Origin of the sequence: Azospirillum cavernae (genome assembly GCF_003590795.1) — a bacterium.
Taxonomy (GTDB): Bacteria; Pseudomonadota; Alphaproteobacteria; order Azospirillales; family Azospirillaceae; genus Azospirillum; species Azospirillum cavernae.
In genome coordinates this window covers 472,876-496,817 of sequence record NZ_QYUL01000003.1, presented here as the reverse complement: position 1 = coordinate 496,817, position 23,942 = coordinate 472,876, and the positions used below count along the sequence as shown (strand labels likewise).

The window sequence follows — 23,942 nt, the reverse complement described above, 5'->3', positions numbered from 1 at the left end:
TCACTCGGCGAAGACGTCGCCGATGCTGACGCCCGGCATGCCGGGAAGATTGGCCCAGGACTCATCGCTGGGCGTCGATTGCACCATGTAGGACCAATGGGTGACGTTTCCGGCGCCGGTCCCGTTGGTCATCTGCATCAGGAACGCCCAGACGCCATCGCGCTGGATCATGCGGCCCGCGCCGGTGCTGAGCGACGCGGTCGTGACGCCGTCGCGCAACGACAGGCTGACGGTGTCGGTGGACGCGAAACTCACCGACACGTCGCCCAGCGGCGTGACCGAGCCGACCATCGTCAAGGGCGAGAATTCCGCGCCATCCAGGCTGATGGCCGCCCGACCGATCAGATAGCCGGATTCGTAACGCTCGATGAACCACAGGGTTTGGTCGTTGATGATGCGGCTGCGCTGTTCGCGAATGTCGACAACCTGAAGAGCGGGCAGCGTTTCGGTCGGCACATACCAATAGGTTCCGGCCAACCACGCCCAGCGGTCAGACGTGAAATCATCGGAATAGGGGGATGGTTGGGCGCTGCCCGTGCTGGGGGACGCGGTCATCGGGGGACTCTCCTCCTGAAGGATGAACATCACGGAGGGTAGGCAAGCAATCCGGGAGTCTTCGTAAAAATCATACCTTTAAATGGAAAATCGTTGTTGCGCCCGATCGTCAGTTCAACGGCGAGAGCCACAGCGCCGCGCCGCCCAGCGCCAGGCTGACCAGCAGCGACGCGGCGACGGCGAGCGCCATCCGGCCTCCGGCGACGACGGCGACGATCACCGTTTTGGCCGTGGTGTTGACCGCCGCCGTCAGCAAAATGACGCTGGCCGCCGTGAACAACGGCAGGCCGCCGCTCACCATCCCCCCGGTGGACAGGGTCATGGCGTCCACATCGGCCAGCCCGGCGATGAGCGCCAACGCGTAAAGCCCGACGTCGCCCAACCAATCCTGCAAGGCCCTCGCCAATAGCTGAATTCCGGCGAGCAGCGCGCCAAACTTCAAGGCGATCCCCAACTCAAAGGGGGACGCCGGGGCGCCCGTCGATTCGACGGCGCGCTCCGCCGCCCCGGAGCGGACCAGCAGGATAACCGCAATGCCGCCGCTGACCGCCATCGCCAGCACCGGCGCCAACAGAAACGGCAACAACGCCGGAGCGATCGCCAAAGCCATCAGCATCATCCGGGGAACCATGATGATCGACGCCATGACGACCCCGGCGGCCAGCGTGTGTTCCAGCCCCGGTTGACGCGCCGCCATGCGGGACAGCGACAAGGCCGTCGCCGTCGAACTGGCCAGACCGCCAAAGGCGGCGGTCAACAGCACGCCCCGCCGCGCCCCAATCAAGCGGGACGCGGCGTGCCCGACAAAGGACAGCCCGGCGACCAGAATCACCATCCACCAGATGCTGTAGGGATTCAGCGCGCCATAGGGACCATAGCCATGATCGGGCAGAACCGGCAAAACCACGGCGGTGATGAGCGCCAGTTGCAGGGCGGCGGACAGTTCCACCGGAGCGATGGCGCGGATCCAGCGGTGCAGGACCGGCTTGCCGCTCAACAGAATGGCGATGACCACGGCGCAGGCCACCGCCGGAACGGCGTGGCCGACCGCCGCCATGCCGCCCAACCCGAAAACGGTCATGGCCGTGACTTCGGTGGTCAAGCCCCGGTCGCGGTCCTCGCGGGCGGCCAGCCAATGGGAGGCGGTCAGCAATCCCACCAGCGCCAGCAGGGCCAGCCCGAACACCGCCGCGCCCAAGGATTGGGCGAGCAACCCCAGAACCCCACCGGCCAACCCAACCAGCGCGAAGGAGCGCAGCCCCAATTCACGGCTGCCGTCCGCCGCGTCGCGTTGCTGCCAACCGCGTTCCAGCCCGACGATCAGGCCGACGCCCAGGGCGACCGCCAAACGAACCAAAACCTCTCCCTGCTCCATCCCCGCTCCTTGGCCTCATCCCGTCGGTCCAGCGACAGTATGCGGATCGTGGCGCTGTGACGCCAGACGCGCGTCCGCTTGTTTCATGAGAAACTAAAACAATCCGCAGTCCTGACAGATTGGTGACAGGTTTTTCGGTTAATCTGCCGACAAGCCCGATCTTAACCACCAATCGGATCCGTTGTGGCGACCAAGAAACATACGCTTCCGAACTGTCCGGGCCGGAATCATTTCGGCTCTGATTGCTTGGATTTTGGTTGATTGGCTTTCGGCCATCTGATAGACGGGCGCCCACCACAGGAGGAACTGGTATGACCACTCAATCTCAACAGCAGACCATGGCCCAACCGGAAACGGCGCAAGCGGGCCAGCCCCAGGACACAGCCCCGACGCAGGGCGGCGCGCTCGACGGTTTCGTCGGCGCGGCTTGCGGCGCCGGCGCCGGCGCGGCGATGATCTGGCAGCCGGTGACGGTGCGCAGCGATCGGCCGTCGGGTTCCCGGTGATCGCCTTGCCGGCGGGCCGCCCCGCCGCCGACAGCGCCGCCAACGCGGCGGGGGAGCAAAGCCACCCGCTGCGTTGGTCGTTGAACGCGGAGATGCACGCCCGCCCCTTCATGACGGTCGAAGCCCCGGCGCGTTTGCTGCACATCGCGCTGCTCGACACGCCGGATGGCCCGAGCGGTGCCGATCTGCTGGCCAGCTTCTGCCGCTGTCTTGGCGTCACCCCGCCACAGGTCGATCAAGCCCATCACACGCTTGATCTCGGCGATCTACGGCTGAAGTGGGAGCAACACACCGAATTCACCAGCTTCACCCTGCTGTTGCCCGGCGTGTTCGACCATCCGTTCGACAACGCGCTGCTTCAGGCGGTGCCGATGAGTTGGTGGAAGGGCTTGCAAGGCCGCGTTCTGGCCGCCGCCCAGGTCGCCATCGGCAAGGGCGACCGCCCCGACATTCTGTCCGACGCCGACAGCCGCTGTTTCAGCGGCATCCCGGTGGCGGGATCGCGGGTTCTCGGCGGCGGCGCGCGGATCTGGAGCGATTTCCGCATCGGCCCCGACGGGTTTTCGCGCTTTCTGCTGTGGGACACGGCGCTGCGCGAACAGCAGGCCGGGCGGCTGATCCAACGCATTTTGGAAATCGAAACCTACAGCATGATGGCGCTGCTCGCCCTGCCGATGGCCCGCCGTTCGGTGGCCGAGGTGACGGCGGCGGAGGCCCGCACGGCGGAGCTGACCAACCGCATGCTGGGCAACCCGCATGGCGAGGTCGAGCATGGGCTGTTGGAGGATCTGACCGAACTGGCCGCCAACGTTGAGGGCATGATCGCGGGCAGCAGTTACCGTTTCAACGCGACGCTGGCCTATCACGCCCTGGTCGAATCGCGCATCGCCGAACTGCGCGAGGAGCGCATCGAAGGCACGCCGACCTTTGGCGAGTTCATGGAGCGGCGGCTGGCCCCCGCCATGCAGTTCTGTCGGTCGATGGCCCGCCAGCAAACCGACCTGTCGCAACGGATCATGCGGGCGACGGAGTTGCTGCGCACGCGGGTGGACGTCGCGCTGGAGCGGCAGAACCGCGATTTGCTGCATTCCATGGACCGGCGCGCCACCATGCAGTTGCGGCTTCAGGAAACGGTGGAAGGGCTGTCGGTGATCGCCATTTCCTACTATCTGGCCTCGCTGCTCGGCCATCTGGCGGAATGGGCGTCGTCCGCCCTGTTCGGCCATGAGCTGCACCACGTCACCGGCGCGCTGGTGCTGCCGATCCTGGCCACGGTTTGGCTGGGCGCGCGGCGGATGCGCAAGCTGTTGCACGGAGCTGGGGCGACGCCAAGCTGACGCCGCCCCCCTGCCCTGTTCGTCTTGCGTCGCGGGTCAGCCCGCCCGCATCCGGTCCACCAGCGTATCGACCTGCGAGCCGAGCGACCGCACCTCCTCCGTCACCGTCGAGGAGGCGGCGAGCACCCGGTGCGCCGATTCGCCCGATTCAGCGGCGGCGCGCGCCACCGAATCGATGTTGCGGCGAACATGCTGGGTGCCGTCGGCGGCCTCCACCACGTTGCGGGCGATTTCGCGGGTGGCGGCGCTCTGCTGATCGACGGCAGCGGCCACGTTGGTGGCGATGTCGTTGATTTCGCGGATCGTCGCGGCGATGGAGCGGATGGCGTCCACCGTTTCCTGAGTCACCGCCTGCATCGCCGTGATCTGCCCGGAGATCTCTTCGGTCGCTTTCGCCGTCTGGTTGGCCAGACTCTTGACCTCCGACGCGACGACGGCGAAGCCCTTGCCCGCTTCGCCCGCGCGCGCCGCCTCGATGGTGGCGTTCAAGGCCAACAGGTTGGTTTGGCTGGCGATGTCGTTGATGAGCTGCACCACCTCGCCGATCTTGTTGGCGGTGTGCGACAGTCCTTCCACCGTGCGGTCGGTGCGGGTGGCGTCGTCCACCGCCTTGCGGGCGATGCGGCTGGAGGTGTTGACCTGACTGCCGATTTCCTGAATGGAGGCTGACAGCTCTTCGGTCGCGGCGGCCACCGCCTTGACGCTGCCCTCCGCCTGTTGCGAGGTGGTGGCGGCGGTCGCCGCTTCGCCGGTGGTGGTTTCGGCGTTGCGGCTCATCCGCTGGGCCATGTCCTGCATCTCGCTGGCGGCGTGCGACACCCGTTGCAGAACGGCGCGGACGCTGCTTTCAAAGCTTTCCGCCATTTCGATCCGCGCGCGGCGACGCTCCTGGGAGGCGCGGCCGCGCTCCTCCTCGGCCTGGGCGGCGGCCTCGTTGGCGCGGTTGGCGGTGTCGCGGAAGACGACCAGCGCTTGCGCCATGTCGCCGATTTCGTCAGACCCCGCTTGCGGAATCGCCGCGTCCAGATTGCCGCCCGCGATGGCGCGCATGGCGTCCGACAATTGGCTGATGCGGGCGACGATGGTGCGGCCAACCACGAACCAAGCCAACGCGGCGGCGATGACCAGGCTGGCCACCGCGAACAAAATCAGCACCATCCGCCCGGCGTCGATGGAGCGCAAAGCGTCGGCGGCGGCCAAATCGGCTTCGGCCTTCATCGCCGCGATCTGCCGGTCCACCGTGATGGCGAATTGCTGAGCCAATTGGCGGTTTTCGTTCAACACGCCTTCGTTGTCGCTGATGGCGCTCAGCTCCGCCCGACGCAGTTCGAACAGGCTGGTGTCGCCCTTGCCAAAAGAGGCCAGCTTTTCCGCCGCCTTGGCCAGTTTGGGCAGGCCGTCGTCGCCACCCTGGCTCAAGAATTTAACTTTCTCGTCCAACGCCTTGGCGGCGGCGGCGTAGCGCGACAGCAGAACGCGCAACCGCGCGCCGTTCGGGGCCTGCGCCGCTTCGTTCAACGCGCTGGTCAGGGCGTTGCCCTGGGTGGACAGCTCCAGATAGGTGCGGAAGCGCGCCAAGCCGTCGCCCAGCAACTCCTGCATGGAATCGCGGGTTTGCGAGCGGACATTGACGGCGGACAGGCGAATTTCCGCCTTCAGCCGCATCAAGGGCGCTTCCAACTGACCAACCAGCACGCTTTGCTGCATCTGCGCGTCCGCCAGCCGCTCGACAATGCGGGCCAGAATCGGCGCGCGCTGGGCGTCTGGGGTTTCCAGCGCCTTGCGGCGCAAATCGAAGATGCCGTCGTCGCCGTCGCCCAACAGGAAAAACTCGTCGAGCGCGTCGGAGGTGGTCTTGCTCAACCGGCTGCCAACCTGGGCGGTGGCGCTGACCAGACGCGCGGCGGCCTCCAGATAGGCTTGCTGGTGGGTGGTGACGGCCATCGCCGTGGTGGCGGTTCCCGCCCGCACCATGGATTCCGAGGCCAAACCGATGTCGCCGCGCAACTCATACAGGCTGATGAGCGACCGCACGGCGTCGGTCAGACCGTCCATGTCCTTTTCGGTGCTGGCGTCCAGCTCCTCGCCCTTGGCGCGCAGCTTGACGCCCGCCCGCTCGGTCAACGGAGCCAGAGCGACCAGGAAATCATCATAGGCGGTGGACAGCGCGATGACGGTTTCCTCGCGCTTGGCGCGCACGGCCAGCCGCTGGCTCACCGCCTTGTTTTCCGCGTCCAACGTGGCGATCAGCGCGTTGGTCTTGGCGCGGACGTCGGGCAATTGCGGGTCGTTCGGGCGACGCGCGGCCAATTCATCGACCAGCGCCACCAGCCCCTTGCCGCGCCCCATGATTTCGGTGAAAAGGGTTTCCCGCGCGGTTTGATTTTCGGCGGCGTCCAGCGTCGGGGCGGCGGCGGCGATGCCGCTGCTTTCGCCCGACAGGCGCTTGGCCAGCTCCATTTCCGGCAGGCTGGTGCCGACGATCCGGGTCAGCGGCCCTTCCACGGCGGAGAAGGACGTCAAGCCGACAAGACTGGCGGCGACCGTCATGCCCGCCATCCCGGCAAACGCCAACAACAACTTGGCCCGCACGCCAAAGCGGCGGCCTTGTCTGGCTGTGGATGGGGACAAAACAGTGTGGGTGTCGATGGTCATCGTGTGCATTTCCTCCCGGCGCCGCTTTGTTTTCCCAGGCTTGCCGCCTGTGTGTCGTATTTATGACAATGCTTATGGAGTTGCTCCAATCACCCGACGCGTTGCCGCGCGGCTGCTTGACGCCCTCTAATTGGTTGTCTTACCAACCATACTCCAGTGTGACCAACAGATCATCACCGGAAAAGTCCTAATTTATTAAACACGACTGAATGATTTAAGCACGCGACACGCGTGCTTTGGTCGGCGGTCGGTCGGATTTCAGGGAATGCACCGTTTCACGTCTGCGTCGTGAAACGGTAGGCGATGACTCCCCGGAAAATGGCGCCGGGTTCCAGGACCGTCGACGGGAAATGCGGGTGATTGGGGGCGTCGGGAAAGCCCTGCGGTTCGATGCAGAAGCCGCCGCGCCGCTGGAACGCCACGCCCCCCTTGCCCAGATCGCGCGGGACGGCGCCGGTCAGCGCGTTGCCGGAATAGAGTTGCGCGCCCGGCTCCGTGCTCGACACCTCCAGCACGCGGCCCGACGCCGGATCCTCGAACACCGCCACCAATCCAAACGCGCCGGGCGCCTTGTCGATGACCAGCGTGTGGTCGTAGCCATCGGCGTGACGAAGCTGTTCGTCGTCCGCGTCGATGCGCGCGCCGATGGGGTGAGGGCGGGTGAAGTCGAACGGCGTTCCGGCGACGGCGCGGATTTCGCCCGTGGGAATGGCGGTGGAGTCGATGGGCAGGAACGACCGCGCGTTCATCGTCAGCCGATGGTCGAGGATCGTCCCCCGCCCCGCCAAATTGAAAAAGGCGTGGCCGGTGAAGTTCACCACGGTGCGGCGGTCGGTGGTCGCCTCATACTCCAACCGCAGCGTGTCGCCGTCGAGCCGGTAGAGAACGGAGGAGCGCAGCTCCCCCGGATAGCCTTCTTCGCCATCGGCGTAGGTCAGGCTCATGCGGACGGCTCCGGGAGCGAGGCGTTCGGCGTCGAACACGCGAAAGCGGCTGCCTTTCAGCCCGCCATGCAGATGGTGCGCGCCGCCGTTCCGGGCCAAACGCCGCTCCACCCCGTCAAGCGTGAAGCGCCCATGGGCGATGCGATTGGCGAAACGCCCGATGAAGGCCCCCATCGACGGCTGTCCGCCCTGGATCGCCGCAAGGCTGTCATAACCCAACACCACGTCGCCCAACCGGCCCTGACGATCCGGGGCCAGAATCTGAACGATCCGCGCCCCAAAATCGCACAGATTGACGGTGACGCCGCCGTCGCCGGTCAGAGTCCACAACGCGGTCGGCGCTCCGTCGATTTCCCCGCGAAAGGCGGCGGGGGCGAGCGCGACGGGCGGCGGCGGCTCCGTCGTCGTCATGCCAAAAAATCATCCCGGATTGGGGTGAAGGCGTCGACCAGCACGGTCGGCTCCAGGATCGTCACGCCGTGCATCGTGCCGGGTGGCACGTAATAGCTGGCCCCCGGCCCCAAGCGCTGGGTTCCGTAGCCGTCCATCGTCAGATCGAGCGCGCCCGACACCACGTAACCAACCTGCTCATGCGGGTGGCTGTGCATCGGCGCGACGATGCCCGCCTTGAAGGTGAATTCGACCAGCATCAACCCGGCGCCATGGCTCAACACCCGGCGCTCGGCCCCCTCGGGCGTGATGACCGGCGTCTCTTGCGCCGCATCGGCCAAAATTTTCATGATTCAGCATCCTCGTCAGCAAAAGATCGGACGGAAAAGAAGGCCCGCCGCATGGGACATGCGCCGGGCCGCGAGTTGGGGAGGAACGCACGCTCAGAAAACGAACAGGCTCAATGGATCAGCAGGCGCGGCAACCACATGGAGAAGGCTGGCATGTAGGTCACAAGCCCCAGCGCCAAAATCAGCGCCGCGTAGAAGGGCATGATGGTCTTCATCACCTCGCCCACTGAAATCCCGCCGATGGCGCAGCCGACGAATTGCGTGGTGCCGACCGGCGGGGTGTTCAAACCCAGGGCGCAGTTGATGAGCATCACCATGCCGAACTGCACCGGATCCATGCCGTATTGCTGGGCGATGGGCAGGAAGATCGGCGTGCAGATCAGGATCGTGCTCGCCATGTCCATGAAGGTGCCGAGAACGAACAGGATGATGTTGATGAGCAGGAAGATGACCCAGGGGTTGGACGAAATGCCCGCCATCATCTCGCCGGTCAGATCGGCGACCCCATACAGCGCCATCAGATATTGGAACATGGTGGAGACGCCGATCAACAGCAGCACGACGCCGGTGGTCTTCACCGCTTTCATCGTCGCCGTGACGAATTTCGGCCAGGTCAGCGTCTTGTAGGCGAAAACGGTCAGGCCCAGCGAATAGACCACCGCCACCGACGCGCCTTCCGTCGCCGTGAAGATGCCCAGCAAAATGCCGCCCAGGATGATCGCCACGACGAACAGGCCGGGCAGAGCGTACAGGAAGGATTGGAGCACCGTCGGCCAGCCAGGGAAGGTTCCCGCCGGATAGCCGCGCTTCACCGCCACGAAATAGGCCGCCGCCAGCATGCACGCCGTCATCACCACCACCGGCATCAGCCCGGCGGCGATCAACGAGCCGATGGACACCTTGCCGCCCGCCGCCAGCGAATAGAGGATCATGTTGTGGCTGGTCGGCATCAACGCGCCGACCAGGGAGGCGTGCGTCGTCACATTCACGGCGTAATCGGTGTGGTAGCCCTCGCGCTTCATCATCGGAATCATCACCGATCCCATCGCCGACACGTCGGCCACCGGCGATCCCGACACGCCGCCGAACAGCGTGCAGGCGACGACGTTCGCCATGCCCAACCCGCCCCGGATGTGGCCGACCATGTTGCGGGCCAGCGTCACGATCTTGTCGGCGATGCCGCCATGCAGCATCAACTCGCCGGAAAAGACGAAGAAGGGAATCGCCAGGAAAGAGAAGATGTTCATGCCCGAGGTCATCTGTTGAAAGATGACGGCGCTGGGCAGCCCCTCATACATAATCGTGAAGAGCGACGAGAGGCCGATGGCGAAGGCGACGGGAACGCCCAGGATCAACAGACCGAAGAATGAGACGGAAAGGACGATCAATTCCATGTCGGCTCGACCTCTTCATGGCGCAGCAGGGCGAGCGTATGCTCGACGGAGAACAGGACGATCAGGCAACCCGACAGGCTGAGCGGGATGTAGCGTGAGATTTCCGGCAGGCCCAGATTGGGGATCAGGTAGGACGACACCGACATGCCAAGGATCCAGCCGTTGTAGGCCATCGCGGCGCCGAACCCGGCGACCAGGATGTGAATGACGATCTCGAACCAACGCTGAACATGCAGGGGCAGCAGCACGACCACCGAATCCATGCCGATGTGCCCGGCGTCGCGCACAGCGACCGCCGCGCCCAGCATCGTCACGTACAGCACCAGAACCAGGGCCAGACTTTCCGCCCAGGTCGGCGTCTGGTTGAAGACGTAACGTCCGACAACCTCATAAAAAACGATGGCGACGATGCTCATCAATCCTGTGACCGCGATCACCGTGCTGATCCGCGCCAGGGTGATGTTCACCGAGGTCAAAAGCCGCCGGGGTTGCGCGCGCGTTCCGCCGTCCACCAAGCAATCTTGCATCATGGCTGCTCCCAGGGGCCGGGGCGGGCGGCGGGCGTTGCGGAACGCCCGCCGTCCGAACCGGCCTTGATCGTTACTTGCTCTGTTGAATGCGGGTGACGAGGCTTTGCAGGGCCGGGGTGTTGGCGAACTTCTCGTAGACCGGCTTCATCGCGTCGATCAGTTCCTGCTTGTTGGCGATGGTGGTGATCTGGGCGCCGCCCGCCTCCACCAGCTTGCGGGAATTGATCTCGCGCTCGTCCCACAGCTTGCGCATGTAGGGAACGGAGTCCTTGGCCGCCTTGCGGATCAACGCTTGATCGTCCTTCGACAGCCGGTCCCAGATGGGCTTGGAGAAGACCAGCACTTCCGGGGCCAACGAATGTTCGGTCAGGCTGTAATAGCGGGCCGCTTCAAAATGGCGGGAGGATTCATAGCTCGGCCAGTTGTTCTCGGCCCCATCGACGATGCCGGTCTTCAGCGCGGTGTAGACCTCGCCATAGGGCATCGGCGTCGGGTTGGCCCCCAGCGCGTTGACCATGCCGACGAAGAGTTCCGAGGGCTGGACGCGGATCTTCAGGCCCTTGAAATCCTCAAGCGACTTGATCGGCTTTTTGGCGGTGTAGAAGGAGCGCGATCCGCTGTCGTAAAAGGCCAGACCAATCAGCCCCTGCGCTTCCATCGCCTTCAGAATGTCCTCGCCGATGGGGCCGTCCAGCACGTTGCGCATGTGGGCGGTGTCGCGGAAGATGAAGGGCAACACGGTGACAAGAGTTTCCGGAACGACGCTGTTCAAGGCGCCGACGTTGATCCGCATCATGTCGAGGCCACCAAGCTTCAACTGCTCGATGGTGTCCTTTTCCGTGCCCAGCGCGCCCGAGGGGAACACGCGGATGTTCATCTTGCCGCCAGTTTTCTCGGCAAGCGCGCGGCCCATCTGCTTGACCGCTTCAACGGTCGGATAGTCGGCGGGGTGGACGTCGGCGGAGCGGAAATCGCGCGCTTGGGCGGTCATGGGCGCGGTCAGGGCGACCGTCGCGCCAAAAGTGAGCGCCGCAGCGACGGCCAGTGAACGAAGCAACCCGGACATCAACGTCTCCTCCGTTGTTGTTCGCGCGCGGCGGCAAGGCCGCGTTCGCGTTTGGTGTGTGGGGTCTGGATAAGGCTGACGCACGGCGCGACGCCGTGCGCCGCGCCAACGCCTTTGTTCATCAACAAAAACGAATGAATTGTGGAAAACCCGTAACCCGTTCAGAACCGTATGCGGGTTCTGTCAGACAACTGACCCGAAATTCTCAGACAACCACCATCGATTCCTGTCTCAATCCGGGATCGCTTGTGGATTCTCCTTATTTCTTTCTTACGTCACTTTGCGCATTCATATCGTCAACGGGGTTGCACCTGTTCAATGGCGTCCGATTTGTGTGGATCGGCTTGGCCAGCTCTGCGTTTGGAGCGGCGGCTTTCGACGACTCCGCAAACACTTTGTTTGGCCAGCCATTGATTGGACCCGCTAAAGCCACTCTAGCCGCGTCGCGCGCAAGTGGTCAAGTGGTAAGATGACTTTGTGCGGCGTCTGAACGATTCAGGGTTCGCAGGGCGGCGCGTTGACGATGGGGCGAACGAGATGTCAAACAAGGCGACGATGGCAGTGACGCAAACAGCGGCGACCCAGGATCCCCACGGCTCCAAGCACGCCGACGAAACCAACGGCCCATGGTATTCCGGGCTGCGCGGCAAGCTGATGATCGCCATCGGCGTGGTTCTGTCGGGCACGCTGATCGCGGCGGCGGTGGCCTTGGCCGGTTACGCCAACGTGCGCGCCACCATCGACGTCATCGTTGGGCAGGCCGTCCCCGCCATGAAAGAGGGCATGTCCGTCGCCCAGCAAGCCGAACGGCTGGTCGCGCTGGCCCCCGCCCTGTCGTCGGCCAGCGACGTCAAGACGCGCGAAGAGGTGTCCGCCCGCATCCAGCAGGCCCGTCAAGAGTTCGCCAACCGCCTGGATCGCCTGCGGGCCACCGGGTCGGGCGGCGAGCAGCTCGCCGCCATCGAAGAGGCGTCAAAGGCCCTGCTTGGCAATCTGGCCCAGTTGGACGCCGCCGCCGCCGAACGGGTTCGCCACGCCGGACAGCGGGCCGCCCTGCTGCCCAAACTGCTGGAGGCCGACGGCCAGATCCAGAAATTCACCGCTCCCTGGCGCACCGTGATGGCCAACGAAGAGGAGCAGGCGCGCGAGACCCTGGCCGACGCCGATTCGTCCGCCGATGAGTTGCGCGGCGCCGCCGACACGCTGAACGATGTCAGCAAGCGGGCCAAGCCGCTGATCGGCGTGATCGAGGAAGCCACCAGCGCCCGCAACATGCTGTTGGAAGCCTCTGGAAGCAGCGACGAGCAACGCTTGTCCATCATCGAAACCCGGTTGGGTCTGGTCTTCGCCAACCTCGCCAACGCCGCCGCTCTGCTGCCGGAAAAACTGGCCGCCGCCATTGGCGCCCAAACCAAAGCGTTGCGGAGCATAGCCCTTGGCGACAACGCCCTGATTGAGTCGCGCCGCAAGGAGTTGGCGATCCAAAGCCAGTCCTTGGCTCTGCTGGAGAGCAACCACGCCCTGACCGAGCGGATGGCGACCAGCATCGCCGCGATGGTGCAGAATCAGGAACGCGGCATCGCGGCGGCCAGCGGCGCCACCGGGCGGATGCTGGACAACAGCCGTTTGACGCAAATCGCCGTCAGCGTGGTCAGCGTCATCGTGTCGATTCTCGTTGTCTGGCTTTATGTCGGGCGCAGCGTGGTGCGGCGGTTGATGACGTTGAAAAGCGGCATGCGGCGCATCGCGGCGGGCGATCTCGACACCGACATCGCGCTGGACGGGCGCGACGAGATCGCCGAAATGGGCGCGGCCCTGCGAATCTTCCGCGACACCGCGCGGGAGGTCGAACACACCCGCGCCGAAGCCGAAAGCGAGCGGACGCGGGCGGCGGGCGAGCGGCGGCAGGCGATGCTGACCATCGCCGATCAATTTGAAAGCGGCGTCAAGATCGTGGTGGAAACCGTGTCCGCCGCCGCCACCCAGATGCACGAAACCGCGTCCACCATGGTGGAAACCGCCGAGGACACCTCCCGCCAAGCGGGCAGCGCGGCGGCGGCGGCGCAACAGGCGTCCAGCAACGTGGACAGCGCGGCCTCGGCGGCGCATCAACTGTCGCTGTCGATCAGCGAGATCTCCCGCCAGGTGACGGAATCGGCGACGATCACCGGGCAGGCGGCGCAGGACGCCCAACGCACCGACGCCACCATGCGCAGCCTGAACGACGCCGCCACCCGGATTGGCGCCGTGCTGGATCTCATCACCGACATCGCCGGGCAAACCAACCTGTTGGCGTTGAACGCCACCATCGAAGCGGCCCGCGCCGGGGAGGCGGGCAAGGGCTTCGCCGTCGTGGCCTCAGAGGTCAAACAACTCGCCAGCCAAACCGCCAAGGCGACCGATCAAATCGCCGGGCAAGTCGGCGCGATGCAAACCGCCACCAACGAGGCGGTTGGCGCCATCCGCACGATTGGCGCCACCATCGCCCGACTGAACGACATCGCCACCGGCATCGCCGCCGCCGTCGAGGAGCAAGGCGCGGCGACGGCGGAAATCGCCCGCAACGTCCAACAGGCGGCGGGTGGCACGGCGCAGGCGTCGGAAAACATCGGGCAGGTCCGCACCGCCGCCGGACAGACCGGCGAATCAGCGCAAGCCGTGCTGTCGGTCGCCGGGCAGGTGTCGAACGAAACCTCCCGCCTGTTGCAGCAGATCGACCGCTTCCTGCGTCAGGTCCGTTCGGCGTGATTTGGCGGCGGCGATGCGCGCCGCCGCTTAGACGTCTTGGTGCTGGTCGGTGATGCGCTGGCGGGCGCGGTTGATGTGGTAGCGCATGGCGAGGTTGGCGGCGTCGGCGTCGCCCATGGCGATGGCCTCGTAAATCCGGCTGTGCTCGTCCAAAACCCGGCGGATCCGCTGGTCGGAGCCTTCGCGCGTGATGTTCAGCGCCACCGCCATGGAGTTTTCAATCGCGGCGTGCAGGGATTCCAGGATCGAGACGAACATCTCGTTGCAACTGGCCTCCGCCACCGCGCGGTGAAAGGCGAAATCGGCGGCGCTGGCCGACGCGCGGGCCTCGACCACCCGGCCCAGATCGTCGAGCGCCGCCTTGATCTGGCCAAGCTGTTCCGACGAACGGCGTTTGGCGGCGAGCGCCGCCGCTTCCCCCTCCAACGGCACGCGCAACTCGTAGCAGCGCAGGATTCCGGCGATGTCGGACGCCCCGGCGATGGCGATCAAGCCCTGCGGCGGGCGGCGCTGCACATAGGTGCCCGATCCCTGGCGGGCGACGACCAGACCATCGGCCTGCAACAGCATCATGGCTTCGCGCACCACAGGGCGCGAAACCTCGAACATCAGGCACAGTTCCTTTTCCGACGGCAGCTTGTCGCCCTCTTTCAGCGCGCCGGACACGATCTGCTCCAGGATTTGTCCATAAAGCTGATCGCCCAGCCGCTCCTTGCGCTTGGGCTGCAACGTCAAACCGGCCATCTTCGCCATTCCCAACACCTGCCACAACAGATCCTACAGATCATGTTAGCAGACAAGTTGACCTATAGGAACGCCGCAATTGGGAGTATTGGCCAACGCCGACAAGACCGGCGACCCACGTCGCCAGCCCACATGCGATCCAGACCCTGAAAAAAATCCGCCTTCTCTTTTTAAAAACTCTCCATCGCTGTGAAGGATTCAGGCCGACCCGCGTGGCGGGCGGTCGTCGATGAAACAGTCCGGCTCCTCGATGCGGAAGGCGTCGATGCCCTCGCGCAGCTTTTCCAGATGATGCTTGATCGCGCGGGCGGCGCCGTCGCCGTCATGGGCGGCGATGGCGGCGACCACCGCCGCGTGCTCACCGATCACCCGCTCCATCCGGCCCGGTTCGGGCAGGGTCAGACGGCGGTAACGGTCGATCTGCACCTTGACCTGTTGGATCAGCGTCCACACGCCGGGCAAGCCGGCGGCCTCGGACAAAGCCGCGTGGAAATCCTCGTCGGCCAGATGGAAGCCGTCCCGGTCCGCCGCCGCCGCCATGGCGCGTTGCCGGTCGATGATCGCCGACAGGCGCGCGACCTGATCCGCCGTCGCCCGTTCGGCGGCGTGGCGCACGCTGGCCTCTTCCAGCGCCGAGCGGATGACGATGGTTTCCGGCAGATCGGACAGCGGGATGCGGGCGACGAAGGTGCCGGATTGCGGAAACACCTCGATCAAGCGTTCCGAGGCCAGCTTCAGCACGGCCTCGCGCACCGGGGTGCGGCTGACGCCATGGGCCTGAGCCAGATCCTTTTCGCTGATCGGTTCGCCCGGCTTGCGGTGCAAGCCCAGGATTTCAGCGCGGAGCTGCTGGTAGACCTGTTGGGCTGCGGTCAAGCCACGCTCGCGGGCCACCGCCGCCGGTTTTGGCGCTCGCCGGCGCGGCCCGTTCAGAGCCGGGCCGGAGGCGGAAGCGTCATCCGCCGCCGTCATGCCGCCCCCCGCAGTTCCGCGACAACCGCCGCCGTCGCCTCCGCCGGAACGATGGCGCCGGGATGGCCAATGACGATTCCGGCCAGCCGATGGCCAAGCCGCGCCGCCGCCGCGATCCCCTGCCCGGCTTGCCGCGCCGCCAGATAGCCCGCGCAAAAGCTGTCGCCCGCCGCCGTCGTGTTCACCACCCGCGTCACCCGCGTCGCCGGAACCTCATCAACCGCGCCGCCCTGCTCCCACACCAGACAGCCGTCGCCACCGTTCTTCACGATGATTTCGCTGGCGCCAGCCGCGCGCCAACGGTCGATGATGGCCGTGGGAGCTTCCGCGCCGAACAGCAACGCCTCGTCCTCCACCCCCGACAGCACGATGTCCACTCGGCCCGAGAGCGCGGCGTAGGCGTCGCGGGCGGCGTCCAGGCTGGGCCAACCGCGCGGGCGCAGGTTGGTGTCGAAGGCCACCTTGGCCCCGGCGGCGCGCGCCCGGTCCAGCGCCGCGTGCAACCGCGCCCGCCCCTCCTCGCCATAGAGCGACAGGGAAATGCCGGACAGCATCAACAACCCGTAACCGGGCAAGGCGTCCACCAGGGGCGCCGCGTCGGGGTGGGTGAACAGCTCGCGCGCCGGGGCGCGGTCGCGCCAATAGAAGAAGGAGCGTTCGCCCGTGGCGTCGGTTTCGATCACGTACAGGCCGGGCATCCGCCCGGGCAGACGGACGACGCGGCCCGTGCCGACGCCCTCCGCCGCCCAAGCCGTCAGCATGTCGGCGCTGTAGGGATCATCGCCCAGCAGCGTCACATAATCGACCGCCACGCCCAGCCGGGCCAGATACAGCGCGCAATTCAGCGTGTCGCCGCCGAAGCCGAAGCGGGCGGTTCCGTCGCCGGTCCGCCGGATCTCCACCATGCACTCACCGATGGCCGCGATGCTCGTCATTCTCAAACGCTTCCCTTGCCTGCAAAATGAGTCACCAGCGCGTCGCGCATCATCCGCGCCATGCGCGCCCGCGTCTCTTCCGTCGCCGAACCGACATGGGGCAGCAGCACGATGTCGGGATGGCCGATCAATTCCGGGCGCGGCGTCGGTTCATGCTCGCACACGTCCAGCCCGGCCCCGGCGATGGTCCCGTTGGCCAGCGCCGCCAACAGCGCGTCCTCGTCCACCACGCTGCCGCGCGCCACATTCACGACGACGCCACCCGGCCCCAACGCGCGCAAAACCGCCGCGTTCACCAGATGGCGCGTTTCTGGCCCGCCTGGACAACAGACCACCAGAAGGTCGGACGCCGCCGCCAAACCCTCCGCCGTCGGGTGGAAGGGATAGGGGAAGGCCGCCTTTTCGCGTGGCCCGTGATAGGCGACCGACAGGCCGAACACCGCCGCCCGCGCGGCGATGGCCGCCCCGATGTGCCCCAGCCCGATGATTCCCAACCGCCGCCCGGCCAAACTGCGCGACAGCGGAAAGGCTCCCTCGGCCCAGGCCCCGGCCCGAACGAAGCGTTCCGCCGCCGAGAAGCGGCGCAGCGTCGCTAGCATCAGCGCGATGGCCGTGTCGGCCACGTCGTCGGTCAGCGCCGCCGACGTGTTGGCGATCGCCAGACCGCGCCGCCGCGCCGCGCCCAGATCGACATAGTCCAATCCGGCGCTGTAGGAGGACAGGATTTCCAGATTGGGCAGCGCCTCCAGCAGCGCCGCCGTCACCGGAACCGGCGGACGCGCCGCCAGCCCCCGGATGCGCGGAGCCAGTTCGGCGAAGCCGGGGGACTCGACCACCTCCGGCCCATGCACAAGGAAGCGCTCCGCCAGATCCTCGGCCACGCCGGGGGGCATGGGCGCGGTGAGCAGAATGTCGATGCCGGTCTGGCTCATCGTGGGGTCAGCCCTGCACGGTGGTCTGGCGCTGGCTGCCCAGCCCGTCGATGCCCAGCGTCACCACGTCGCCCGCCTTCAGATAGGTCGGCGGCTTCTGCCCCATGCCGACGCCCGGCGGCGTGCCGGTCGAAATGATGTCGCCGGGTTGCAGCGACATGAAGCGCGACAGATAGGACACCAGGAAACGCACGCCATAGACCATCGTCGCCGTGCTGCCGTTCTGGTAACGGTGGCCGTTGACCTCCAGCCACATCGGCAGGGCCTGCGGGTCGGCGACCTCGTCGCGCGTCACCAGCCAGGGGCCGGTCGGGCCGAAGCTGTCCGCCGATTTTCCCTTGGTCCATTGGCCGTGATGTTCGGTCTGGAAGGCGCGCTCCGACACGTCGTTGATGACGCAGTAACCGGCGACATGCTCCATCGCGTCCTCTTCGGACACGTATTTCGCCGTCTTGCCGATGACGACGCCCAACTCGACCTCCCAATCGGTCTTGAACGAGCCGCGCGGGATTTCGATGACGTCGTTCGGGCCGGTGATGGCGCTGGTCGCCTTCATGAAGATGATCGGTTCCGGCGGCACGGTCGCCCCGGTTTCCGCCGCGTGATCGGAGTAATTCAGGCCGATGCAGATGAATTTCCCGGTCCCGGCGACGCATGGCCCCAGACGCGGATCGCCCACCACCAACGGCAGTGACTCCGGATCCAGCGTGCGCAGCGCGTCCAGCCCTTCAGGCGACAGCACAGCGCCCGCGATGTCGGGGACTTGGGCGGACAGGTCGCGGATGCGGCCCACGGAATCGAGCAGACCGGGCTTTTCCTGGCCGACCGGGCCGTAACGAAGCAGTTTCATCGGAGTTCCCCGTGAATGTGAAACAGTGTCAAGCCGCCCAACCGCCATCGATCACATGGACCGCCCCGGTGGTGTAGCCCGCCGCGTCGGAGGAAAGATAGACCACCAGCTCGGCGATTTCCTCCGGCTTTCCCAACCGCCCGATGGGCTGGCGGGCGACGAAAGCGGCGCGGGTGGTCGCATAATCGCCCTGCGCGCGCAAGCGCTCCTCCAGCGAGGGGGATTCGACGGTGCCGGGGCAGACGACGTTGCAGCGAATTCCGCGCCCGATGAAATCGGCGGCGACCGCCTTGGTCAAGCCGATCACAGCCGCCTTGGTCAGGCTGTAGACGTAGCGGTTCGGCACCGCTTTCACGCTCGACGCAACCGACGCCATGTTGACGATGGAGCCGCCGCCCTTCTCCACCATGCCGGGCAGCGCGGCGCGGATCATCCGGTGCATGGATTTGACGTTCAGATCGACGCTGACATCAAAGGCGTCGTCGTCGCAGTCCAGAATCGTGCCGCTGTGGACGAAGCCCGCGCAGTTGAACAGCGCGTCCACCGGCCCGATGTCGGCCACCGTCGCGGCGATGGCGGCGGCGTCGCGCAGGTCGAGCCGCCGGGTGGTCACGCCGGGAAGGGCGGCGAGGTCGGCCAAGCGCGCGTCGTTGATGTCGAGCGCCCAGACCCGCGCGCCCTCCCGCGCGAAGGCCTCCACCGTCGCCCGGCCAATGCCTTGCGCGGCGGCGGTGATGATGGCGGTTTTGCCGTGAAGTCGTCCGGGCATGGTTGGTCCTGATGTTGCGGCAGGAACAGGCCCCCTCCCCGACTCTCCCCCGCTGCGCGGGAGAGGGAGATTGTGGCGGAAGCCGAACCTGTCCCCTCTCCCGCGCAGCGGGGGAGGGTTAGGGAGGGGGCGCGCGGCGTGACCTTTGCGCGTCTCACTGACGCGTCAGCAAATCCGCAGGCAGATCGCGGTCGTGAAAGGACGAGAAGATGGCGTTCATCTTGCCATTCTCGAAATTGGTCTTAAGCCAAGCGTTCACCCACGCCTTCAGCCGGTCCTCGCCCTGTGGCAGCGCGATGCCGAGATTCAGCTCCTGCTGAACGAATTTGACCTTCAACAGGCTTTGCGGGCGTTTTTCGTTCATCGCCGCCAGCACGGCGGTTTGGGTGGACACGACGTCGACCTGCCCCGACACGGCGGCGGTGATGAGCGTCGCGTCATCCTCGAAACGCAATATCTCCGCCCCCTTGGCCCCCTTCGTCACCATGCTGTCGTTGACGGTGGCGCGGGTCAGACCGATCTTTTTGCCATTCAGGTCATCATACCCCTTGATCGCGTTGTCGGCGGTTCCAGCGACGATGATGTCGAGCGTCGCGTAGGGAATCGTGAAATCCACCACCTTCTTGCGTTCCGGCGTGATCGCCAGCGTGGCGATCAGAAGATCGGCCTTGCGGGTTTGGATGGTCGGCACCCGGGCGGCGTTGGTGATCTCCACCAGCTCCAACTCAACGCCCATGTCGCGGGCCAGCAGCCGGGCGGTTTCCACGTCGGAGCCGGTGGCCTTCACGTTCTTGTCGACAAAGGCGAAGAGCGGAATGCCCATCGCCACGGCGATGCGGATCTTTTTGGCCTTCAGGATGTCGTCCAACTGGTCGGCGTGGGCCACCGGCGCGGCGGCCAGCCACAGGGCGGCGACGGCGGTCACGGTGGCGGCGAGAAGTTTGCGGATGCGCATCGTCGGTTTCCTCCAGTTTTGTTTTTTGAAAAGGGCGAGCGTCACAGGCCGTTGGCCAGAAAGGCGCGCAGTTCGGGCGTTTGCGGGTCGTCCAGCATCGCGCCGGGGCCGGTTTCCCAGACGCGGCCCTGATGCATGAAAATCACCCGGTCGGCGACGCGGCGGGCGAAGGCCATTTCATGCGTGACCACCGCCATCGTCATGCCGCCCTGGGCCAGAATTTCCATGACGCGCAGCACCTCCCCGGTCAGTTGCGGGTCGAGCGCCGAGGTCACTTCGTCGAACAGCATCACCTTCGGCTGCATCGCCAGCGAACGGGCGATGGCGACGCGCTGCTGTTGACCGCCGGACAGTTGCTCAGGGTAGGCGTCGATCTTCTCGGCCAGCCCGACCCGTTCCAGCGACGACAGCGCCAGCGCGCGGGCGTCGCGGGTCGGCAGCTTCTTCACCCGGCGCGGGGCCAGCGTGATGTTTTCCTCCACCGTCAAATGGGGGAAGAGGTTGTAGCTTTGGAACACCATGCCGACATCCTGGCGCAGCGCGCGCAGATCAAGGTCGGCGTGGTCGATGCGGTGGCCGCAGACCTCCAGCGTGCCGGATTGGATGGTTTCCAGTCGGTTGATGCAGCGCAGCGCCGTGCTCTTGCCCGAACCGCTGCGCCCGATGATGGCGACCACCTCGCCCTTGTCGATCTCGAACGACACGCCCTTCAGCACCTCGACGCTGCCGAAGGATTTGTGGATGTCATGCAGCTTGACGACGGCCGACATTGAGCTTCCTCTCAAGCGAACGGCTCCAGCGCGACAGCGGGTAGCACAGGGCGAAATACAGAACGCCCGCGATCCCGAAGACGAGGAACGGCGTGAACAGCGAGTTGTTGACGACCTGCGCCGCGCGGGTCAGTTCGACAAAGCCGACGACCGAGGCGAGCGAGGTGCTTTTGAGAACCTGGACCAGAAAGCCGACGGTCGGCGGCGTGGCGATGCGCGCGGCTTGCGGCAGGATGACGTCGACCAGCGTTTGCCAACGGGTCAGCGCCAGCCCCTCCGCCGCCTCCCACTGGGTGCGCGGCACCGATTCCACGCAGCCGCGCCAGATTTCGCCGAGAAAGGCGCTGCAATAGACCATCAGCGACACCCCGGCGGCGAGCAGCGGCGGCAGTTCGATCCCGACGACGCCCAGACCGAAATAGACGACGAACAGCACGATCAACAGCGGCGTGCCTTGGATCACTTGGACATAGACGAAAGAGATCTGCCGCAAAAGGCGCGTGCGCGCGGTGCGCATCAGCATGACGCCGAACCCGGCGACGCTGCCCAACAGGAAGGCCAACGCCGACAGCACGACCGTCCACATCATGCCCTGAAGCAGATAGACCAGATGGTTGATGGTGAAGCTTCCGCCCATGATGGTTCCCTCCGGCCTTACAACGGCGTGCCGAGACGGCGGCGGCGCGGAAAAATCGCCTGCCCGAACAGGTGAAAGGCCAGCTTCAGCAGCATCGCCAAAACGAAATACAGCCCGGCGACGACGATGAAGGTTTCAAAGGAGCGGAAGCTTTCCGACTGGACGGAGTTCGCCACGCCGGTCAACTCCTCCGCCGAAATCTGCGAGGTGACGGAGGATGACAGCATCATCAGCACGAACTGCCCGGTCAGCGACGGATAGACCCGCTCCAGCGACGGGCGCAGGATGACGTCCCAATAGATTTGCGGAACCGACAGGCCCAACGCCTCCGCCGCCTCGATCTGGCCGGGATGGATGGTGTCCATGCCCGCCCGCACGATTTCGGCGGTGTAGGCGCCGACGTTGAAGACCATGGTCAGCACGGCGGCGGCGAAGATCGGCAGCCTCAACCCGGCGGACGACAGGCCGAAGAAGATGAAGAAGATCTGGATCAGATAGGGCGTGTTGCGCACCACCTCGACATAGGCGCCGCACAGGGCCGCCAGCCATTTGCGCTTTCCCCGCCGCCCGATGGCGCACAGCACGCCGATGACCAGACCAAAGACGCAGGCGATGACCGTCATTTCCAACGTCATCAGCGCGCCGCGCAGAAACTCCGGCCAGTATTCTTGCAGGCTGGCGAAGTCGAACGTGTATTTCACAAGGCGTCCTCCCGATGTCAGCCCGGCTTGGCGTCGGGTCTTTGGTGATTGTGGGGAAAAAGGCCCTTGCGGCGCTTGCCCCCTCCCCAACCCTCCCCCGCTCACGCGGGAGAGGGGGCCTTATGAACAGGGGCACGCCATCCCCTCTCCCGCGTGAGCGGGGGAGGGTTAGGGAGGGGGCATGGCGAAACAACTCACCGCGCCATCCACCCGCCATCGACCGGCAGCACCACGCCATGCACGTAATCCGACGCGGCGGAGGCCAGGAACACGGCGGCGCCGCCCAACTCCTTGGGTTGGCCCCAGTGACCGGCGGGGATGCGGGCCAGGATGTCGGCGTTGCGTTTTGGATCGTTGCGCAGGGCTTCGGTGTTGTTGGTGTCGAAATAGCCGGGCGCGATGGCGTTCACGTTGATCCCCTTGCCCGCCCATTCGCAGGCCAGCAGCCGGGTCAGCCCGGCCAGACCACTTTTGCTGGCGGTGTAGGACGGGATGCGGATGCCGCCCTGGAAGGACAGCAGCGAGGCGATGTTGATGATCTTGCCGCCGCGCCCGTCGCCGATCATCGCCCGGCCCACCGCCTGGGTCAGAAAGAAGGTGGTCTTCAGGTTGACGTTCATCACGTCGTCCCAATCGGCTTCGGTGAAGTCCACCGCGTCGGCGCGGCGGATGATGCCCGCGTTGTTGACCAGAATGTCCACCCGCGCGCCGGTCGCCTGCGCCTGCTCCATCACCGGGGCGACGGCGGCGACGCTCGACAGATCGGCGCGGATCTCCTGAAAGGGAACGCCGGTGGCCGCGACCAACCCCGCCGTTTCGTCCATGGCGGAACGGCCCACGGCGATGATCCCGGCCCCGGCCTCGGCCAACGCCACGGCGACGGCTTGGCCCAAGCCGGTGTTGGCCCCCGTCACCAGCGCCGTTTTGCCGGTCAGATCAAAGGGGGAGCGGCTCATCGCAGCGTCTCCATCGGGATCCAATCCATGTCGGTGTAATCGACGTTGTCGCCGCCCATGCCCCAGATGAAGGCGTAGTTGCTGGTGCCGACGCCGGAATGGATCGACCAGCTTGGCGAGATCACCAGCTCGTCGCTCTTCACCACGATGTGGCGGGTTTCCGTCGGCTCGCCCATCAGGTGGAAGATGCGGGCGTTCTCGGCGAGGTCGAAGTAGAAATACACCTCGCAACGGCGGCCATGGCTGTGGGCGGGCATGGTGTTCCACATGCTGCCCGGCTCCAACTGCGTCAGCCCCATCACCAGTTGGCTGGTCTCGCAGACGCCCGGCAGGATGTATTGGTAGATCACCCGCTTGTTGGAGGTCGCGCCGTCGCCGACCGCCATCGTCTTGGCCTGATCCTGGCGGATGAGGCGGGTTTCAAAACGGGCGTGGGCGGGCGTGCTCATCAGATAGAATTTGGCCGGGTCGGTCGGATCGACGCTTTCAAAGCGGACGTCCACGCTCTCCTTGCCAATGTAGAGCGCGTCGCGCTTGCCCATCTCGTAAGTCGTTCCGTCCACCACCACGCGGCCCGGCGCGCCGACGTTGAACACGCCCATCTCGCGCCGCGCCAAAAAGGTGGGGGAGCCGATTTCCTTCGGCGCGGTCAACGCGACTGAGTCCGTCGTCGGCAATACGCCACCCACCACCACCCGGTCCACCGTGCTGTAGGTCAGATGGATTTCGTTCGGCTGGAACAGCTTTTCCATCAGGAAATGACGACGCAACGCGGCGGTGTCGTAACCCTTGGCGTCGTCGGGGTGCGGCGCGTAGCGAAGATCGATGTTCATGCTGTCTCCCTGGGGGCCGACGGGGAAAGGGTGGGCTG

Annotated in this window: 23 protein-coding genes; 3 read left to right on the top strand and 20 right to left on the bottom strand. The window is 65.8% G+C overall.

Going from position 1 to position 23,942, the window contains the following annotated elements; translation table 11 throughout:
• A complete protein-coding gene (locus D3877_RS21975; protein WP_147395254.1) occupies positions 1-555 on the bottom strand; it encodes a hypothetical protein in 555 nt (184 codons plus the stop codon).
• Positions 556-664: 109 nt separating this feature from the next.
• The gene (locus tag D3877_RS21970) at positions 665-1,930 is read right to left on the bottom strand and encodes an MgtC/SapB family protein (protein WP_119832903.1); all 1,266 of its coding nucleotides are present in this window, start codon (positions 1,928-1,930) and stop codon (positions 665-667) included.
• 311 nt (positions 1,931-2,241) lie between these two features.
• Between D3877_RS21970 and D3877_RS21965 the strand changes: the two genes are divergently transcribed.
• The gene (locus D3877_RS21965) at positions 2,242-2,436 is read left to right on the top strand and encodes a hypothetical protein (RefSeq protein WP_119832902.1); all 195 of its coding nucleotides are present in this window, start codon (positions 2,242-2,244) and stop codon (positions 2,434-2,436) included.
• Entirely contained in the window at positions 2,433-3,773 is a 1,341-nt protein-coding gene (locus D3877_RS21960; RefSeq protein ID WP_199720888.1) for a DUF3422 family protein, read from the top strand. Before D3877_RS21965 ends, D3877_RS21960 begins: the two co-directional genes overlap by 4 nt.
• Positions 3,774-3,809: 36 nt before the next feature.
• Here D3877_RS21960 and D3877_RS21955 read toward each other — a convergent pair whose 3' ends face one another.
• The 6 genes from D3877_RS21955 to D3877_RS21930 form a co-directional block, all read right to left on the bottom strand.
• Positions 3,810-6,428: a methyl-accepting chemotaxis protein gene (locus D3877_RS21955; RefSeq protein ID WP_199720887.1), complete on the bottom strand. Its 2,619-nt coding sequence runs from the start codon at positions 6,426-6,428 to the stop codon at positions 3,810-3,812.
• Positions 6,429-6,703: 275 nt separating this feature from the next.
• Positions 6,704-7,783 carry an aldose epimerase family protein gene (locus D3877_RS21950; protein ID WP_119832900.1) on the bottom strand — a complete coding sequence of 360 codons (1,080 nt, stop codon included), beginning with the start codon at positions 7,781-7,783 and terminating at the stop codon, positions 6,704-6,706.
• The gene (locus D3877_RS21945; protein WP_119832899.1) at positions 7,780-8,112 is read right to left on the bottom strand and encodes a cupin domain-containing protein; all 333 of its coding nucleotides are present in this window, start codon (positions 8,110-8,112) and stop codon (positions 7,780-7,782) included. The genes D3877_RS21950 and D3877_RS21945 overlap by 4 nt, the downstream gene beginning before the upstream one ends.
• Before the next feature lie 110 nt (positions 8,113-8,222).
• A complete protein-coding gene (locus tag D3877_RS21940) occupies positions 8,223-9,506 on the bottom strand; it encodes a TRAP transporter large permease (protein ID WP_119832898.1) in 1,284 nt (427 codons plus the stop codon).
• The gene (locus tag D3877_RS21935) at positions 9,497-10,036 is read right to left on the bottom strand and encodes a TRAP transporter small permease (RefSeq protein ID WP_119832897.1); all 540 of its coding nucleotides are present in this window, start codon (positions 10,034-10,036) and stop codon (positions 9,497-9,499) included. The genes D3877_RS21940 and D3877_RS21935 overlap by 10 nt, the downstream gene beginning before the upstream one ends.
• A 70-nt stretch (positions 10,037-10,106) precedes the next feature.
• A complete protein-coding gene (locus tag D3877_RS21930; RefSeq protein ID WP_119832896.1) occupies positions 10,107-11,102 on the bottom strand; it encodes a TRAP transporter substrate-binding protein in 996 nt (331 codons plus the stop codon).
• Between the two features lie 555 nt (positions 11,103-11,657).
• Between D3877_RS21930 and D3877_RS21925 the strand changes: the two genes are divergently transcribed.
• Positions 11,658-13,850 carry a methyl-accepting chemotaxis protein gene (locus tag D3877_RS21925; RefSeq protein ID WP_119833154.1) on the top strand — a complete coding sequence of 731 codons (2,193 nt, stop codon included), beginning with the start codon at positions 11,658-11,660 and terminating at the stop codon, positions 13,848-13,850.
• 27 nt (positions 13,851-13,877) lie between these two features.
• On the opposite strand, the gene D3877_RS21920 is transcribed toward D3877_RS21925, so the two are convergent.
• The 12 genes from D3877_RS21920 to kduI form a co-directional block, all read right to left on the bottom strand.
• Positions 13,878-14,594, bottom strand: a complete 717-nt coding sequence (locus D3877_RS21920) for a FadR/GntR family transcriptional regulator (protein ID WP_119833153.1) — start codon at positions 14,592-14,594, stop codon at positions 13,878-13,880.
• 198 nt (positions 14,595-14,792) lie between these two features.
• Positions 14,793-15,566, bottom strand: coding sequence for a GntR family transcriptional regulator (locus tag D3877_RS21915; RefSeq protein ID WP_119832895.1), 774 nt, complete (start codon positions 15,564-15,566; stop codon positions 14,793-14,795).
• Positions 15,563-16,501 (bottom strand): sugar kinase, encoded by a 939-nt coding sequence (locus tag D3877_RS21910; protein ID WP_119832894.1) that lies wholly within the window; start codon positions 16,499-16,501, stop codon positions 15,563-15,565. Before D3877_RS21910 ends, D3877_RS21915 begins: the two co-directional genes overlap by 4 nt.
• Positions 16,502-16,503: 2 nt before the next feature.
• Positions 16,504-17,433 (bottom strand): 2-hydroxyacid dehydrogenase, encoded by a 930-nt coding sequence (locus tag D3877_RS21905; RefSeq protein ID WP_119832893.1) that lies wholly within the window; start codon positions 17,431-17,433, stop codon positions 16,504-16,506.
• A 7-nt stretch (positions 17,434-17,440) separates the two neighbouring features.
• The gene (locus D3877_RS21900) at positions 17,441-18,283 is read right to left on the bottom strand and encodes a fumarylacetoacetate hydrolase family protein (RefSeq protein ID WP_119832892.1); all 843 of its coding nucleotides are present in this window, start codon (positions 18,281-18,283) and stop codon (positions 17,441-17,443) included.
• Positions 18,284-18,311: 28 nt separating this feature from the next.
• The gene (locus D3877_RS21895; protein ID WP_119832891.1) at positions 18,312-19,052 is read right to left on the bottom strand and encodes an SDR family oxidoreductase; all 741 of its coding nucleotides are present in this window, start codon (positions 19,050-19,052) and stop codon (positions 18,312-18,314) included.
• A 154-nt stretch (positions 19,053-19,206) separates the two neighbouring features.
• Positions 19,207-20,007, bottom strand: a complete 801-nt coding sequence (locus tag D3877_RS21890; RefSeq protein ID WP_119832890.1) for a transporter substrate-binding domain-containing protein — start codon at positions 20,005-20,007, stop codon at positions 19,207-19,209.
• Between the two features lie 41 nt (positions 20,008-20,048).
• A complete protein-coding gene (locus tag D3877_RS21885) occupies positions 20,049-20,777 on the bottom strand; it encodes an amino acid ABC transporter ATP-binding protein (protein ID WP_119832889.1) in 729 nt (242 codons plus the stop codon).
• Positions 20,752-21,414 (bottom strand): amino acid ABC transporter permease, encoded by a 663-nt coding sequence (locus D3877_RS21880; protein ID WP_119832888.1) that lies wholly within the window; start codon positions 21,412-21,414, stop codon positions 20,752-20,754. The genes D3877_RS21885 and D3877_RS21880 overlap by 26 nt, the downstream gene beginning before the upstream one ends.
• 17 nt (positions 21,415-21,431) lie before the next feature.
• Positions 21,432-22,115 carry an amino acid ABC transporter permease gene (locus D3877_RS21875; protein ID WP_119832887.1) on the bottom strand — a complete coding sequence of 228 codons (684 nt, stop codon included), beginning with the start codon at positions 22,113-22,115 and terminating at the stop codon, positions 21,432-21,434.
• Positions 22,116-22,309: 194 nt separating this feature from the next.
• Positions 22,310-23,071, bottom strand: a complete 762-nt coding sequence (kduD, locus tag D3877_RS21870) for a 2-dehydro-3-deoxy-D-gluconate 5-dehydrogenase KduD (RefSeq protein WP_119832886.1) — start codon at positions 23,069-23,071, stop codon at positions 22,310-22,312.
• The gene (gene kduI / locus D3877_RS21865; protein WP_119832885.1) at positions 23,068-23,904 is read right to left on the bottom strand and encodes a 5-dehydro-4-deoxy-D-glucuronate isomerase; all 837 of its coding nucleotides are present in this window, start codon (positions 23,902-23,904) and stop codon (positions 23,068-23,070) included. Before kduI ends, kduD begins: the two co-directional genes overlap by 4 nt.
• Between the last annotated feature and the right edge of the window lie 38 nt (positions 23,905-23,942).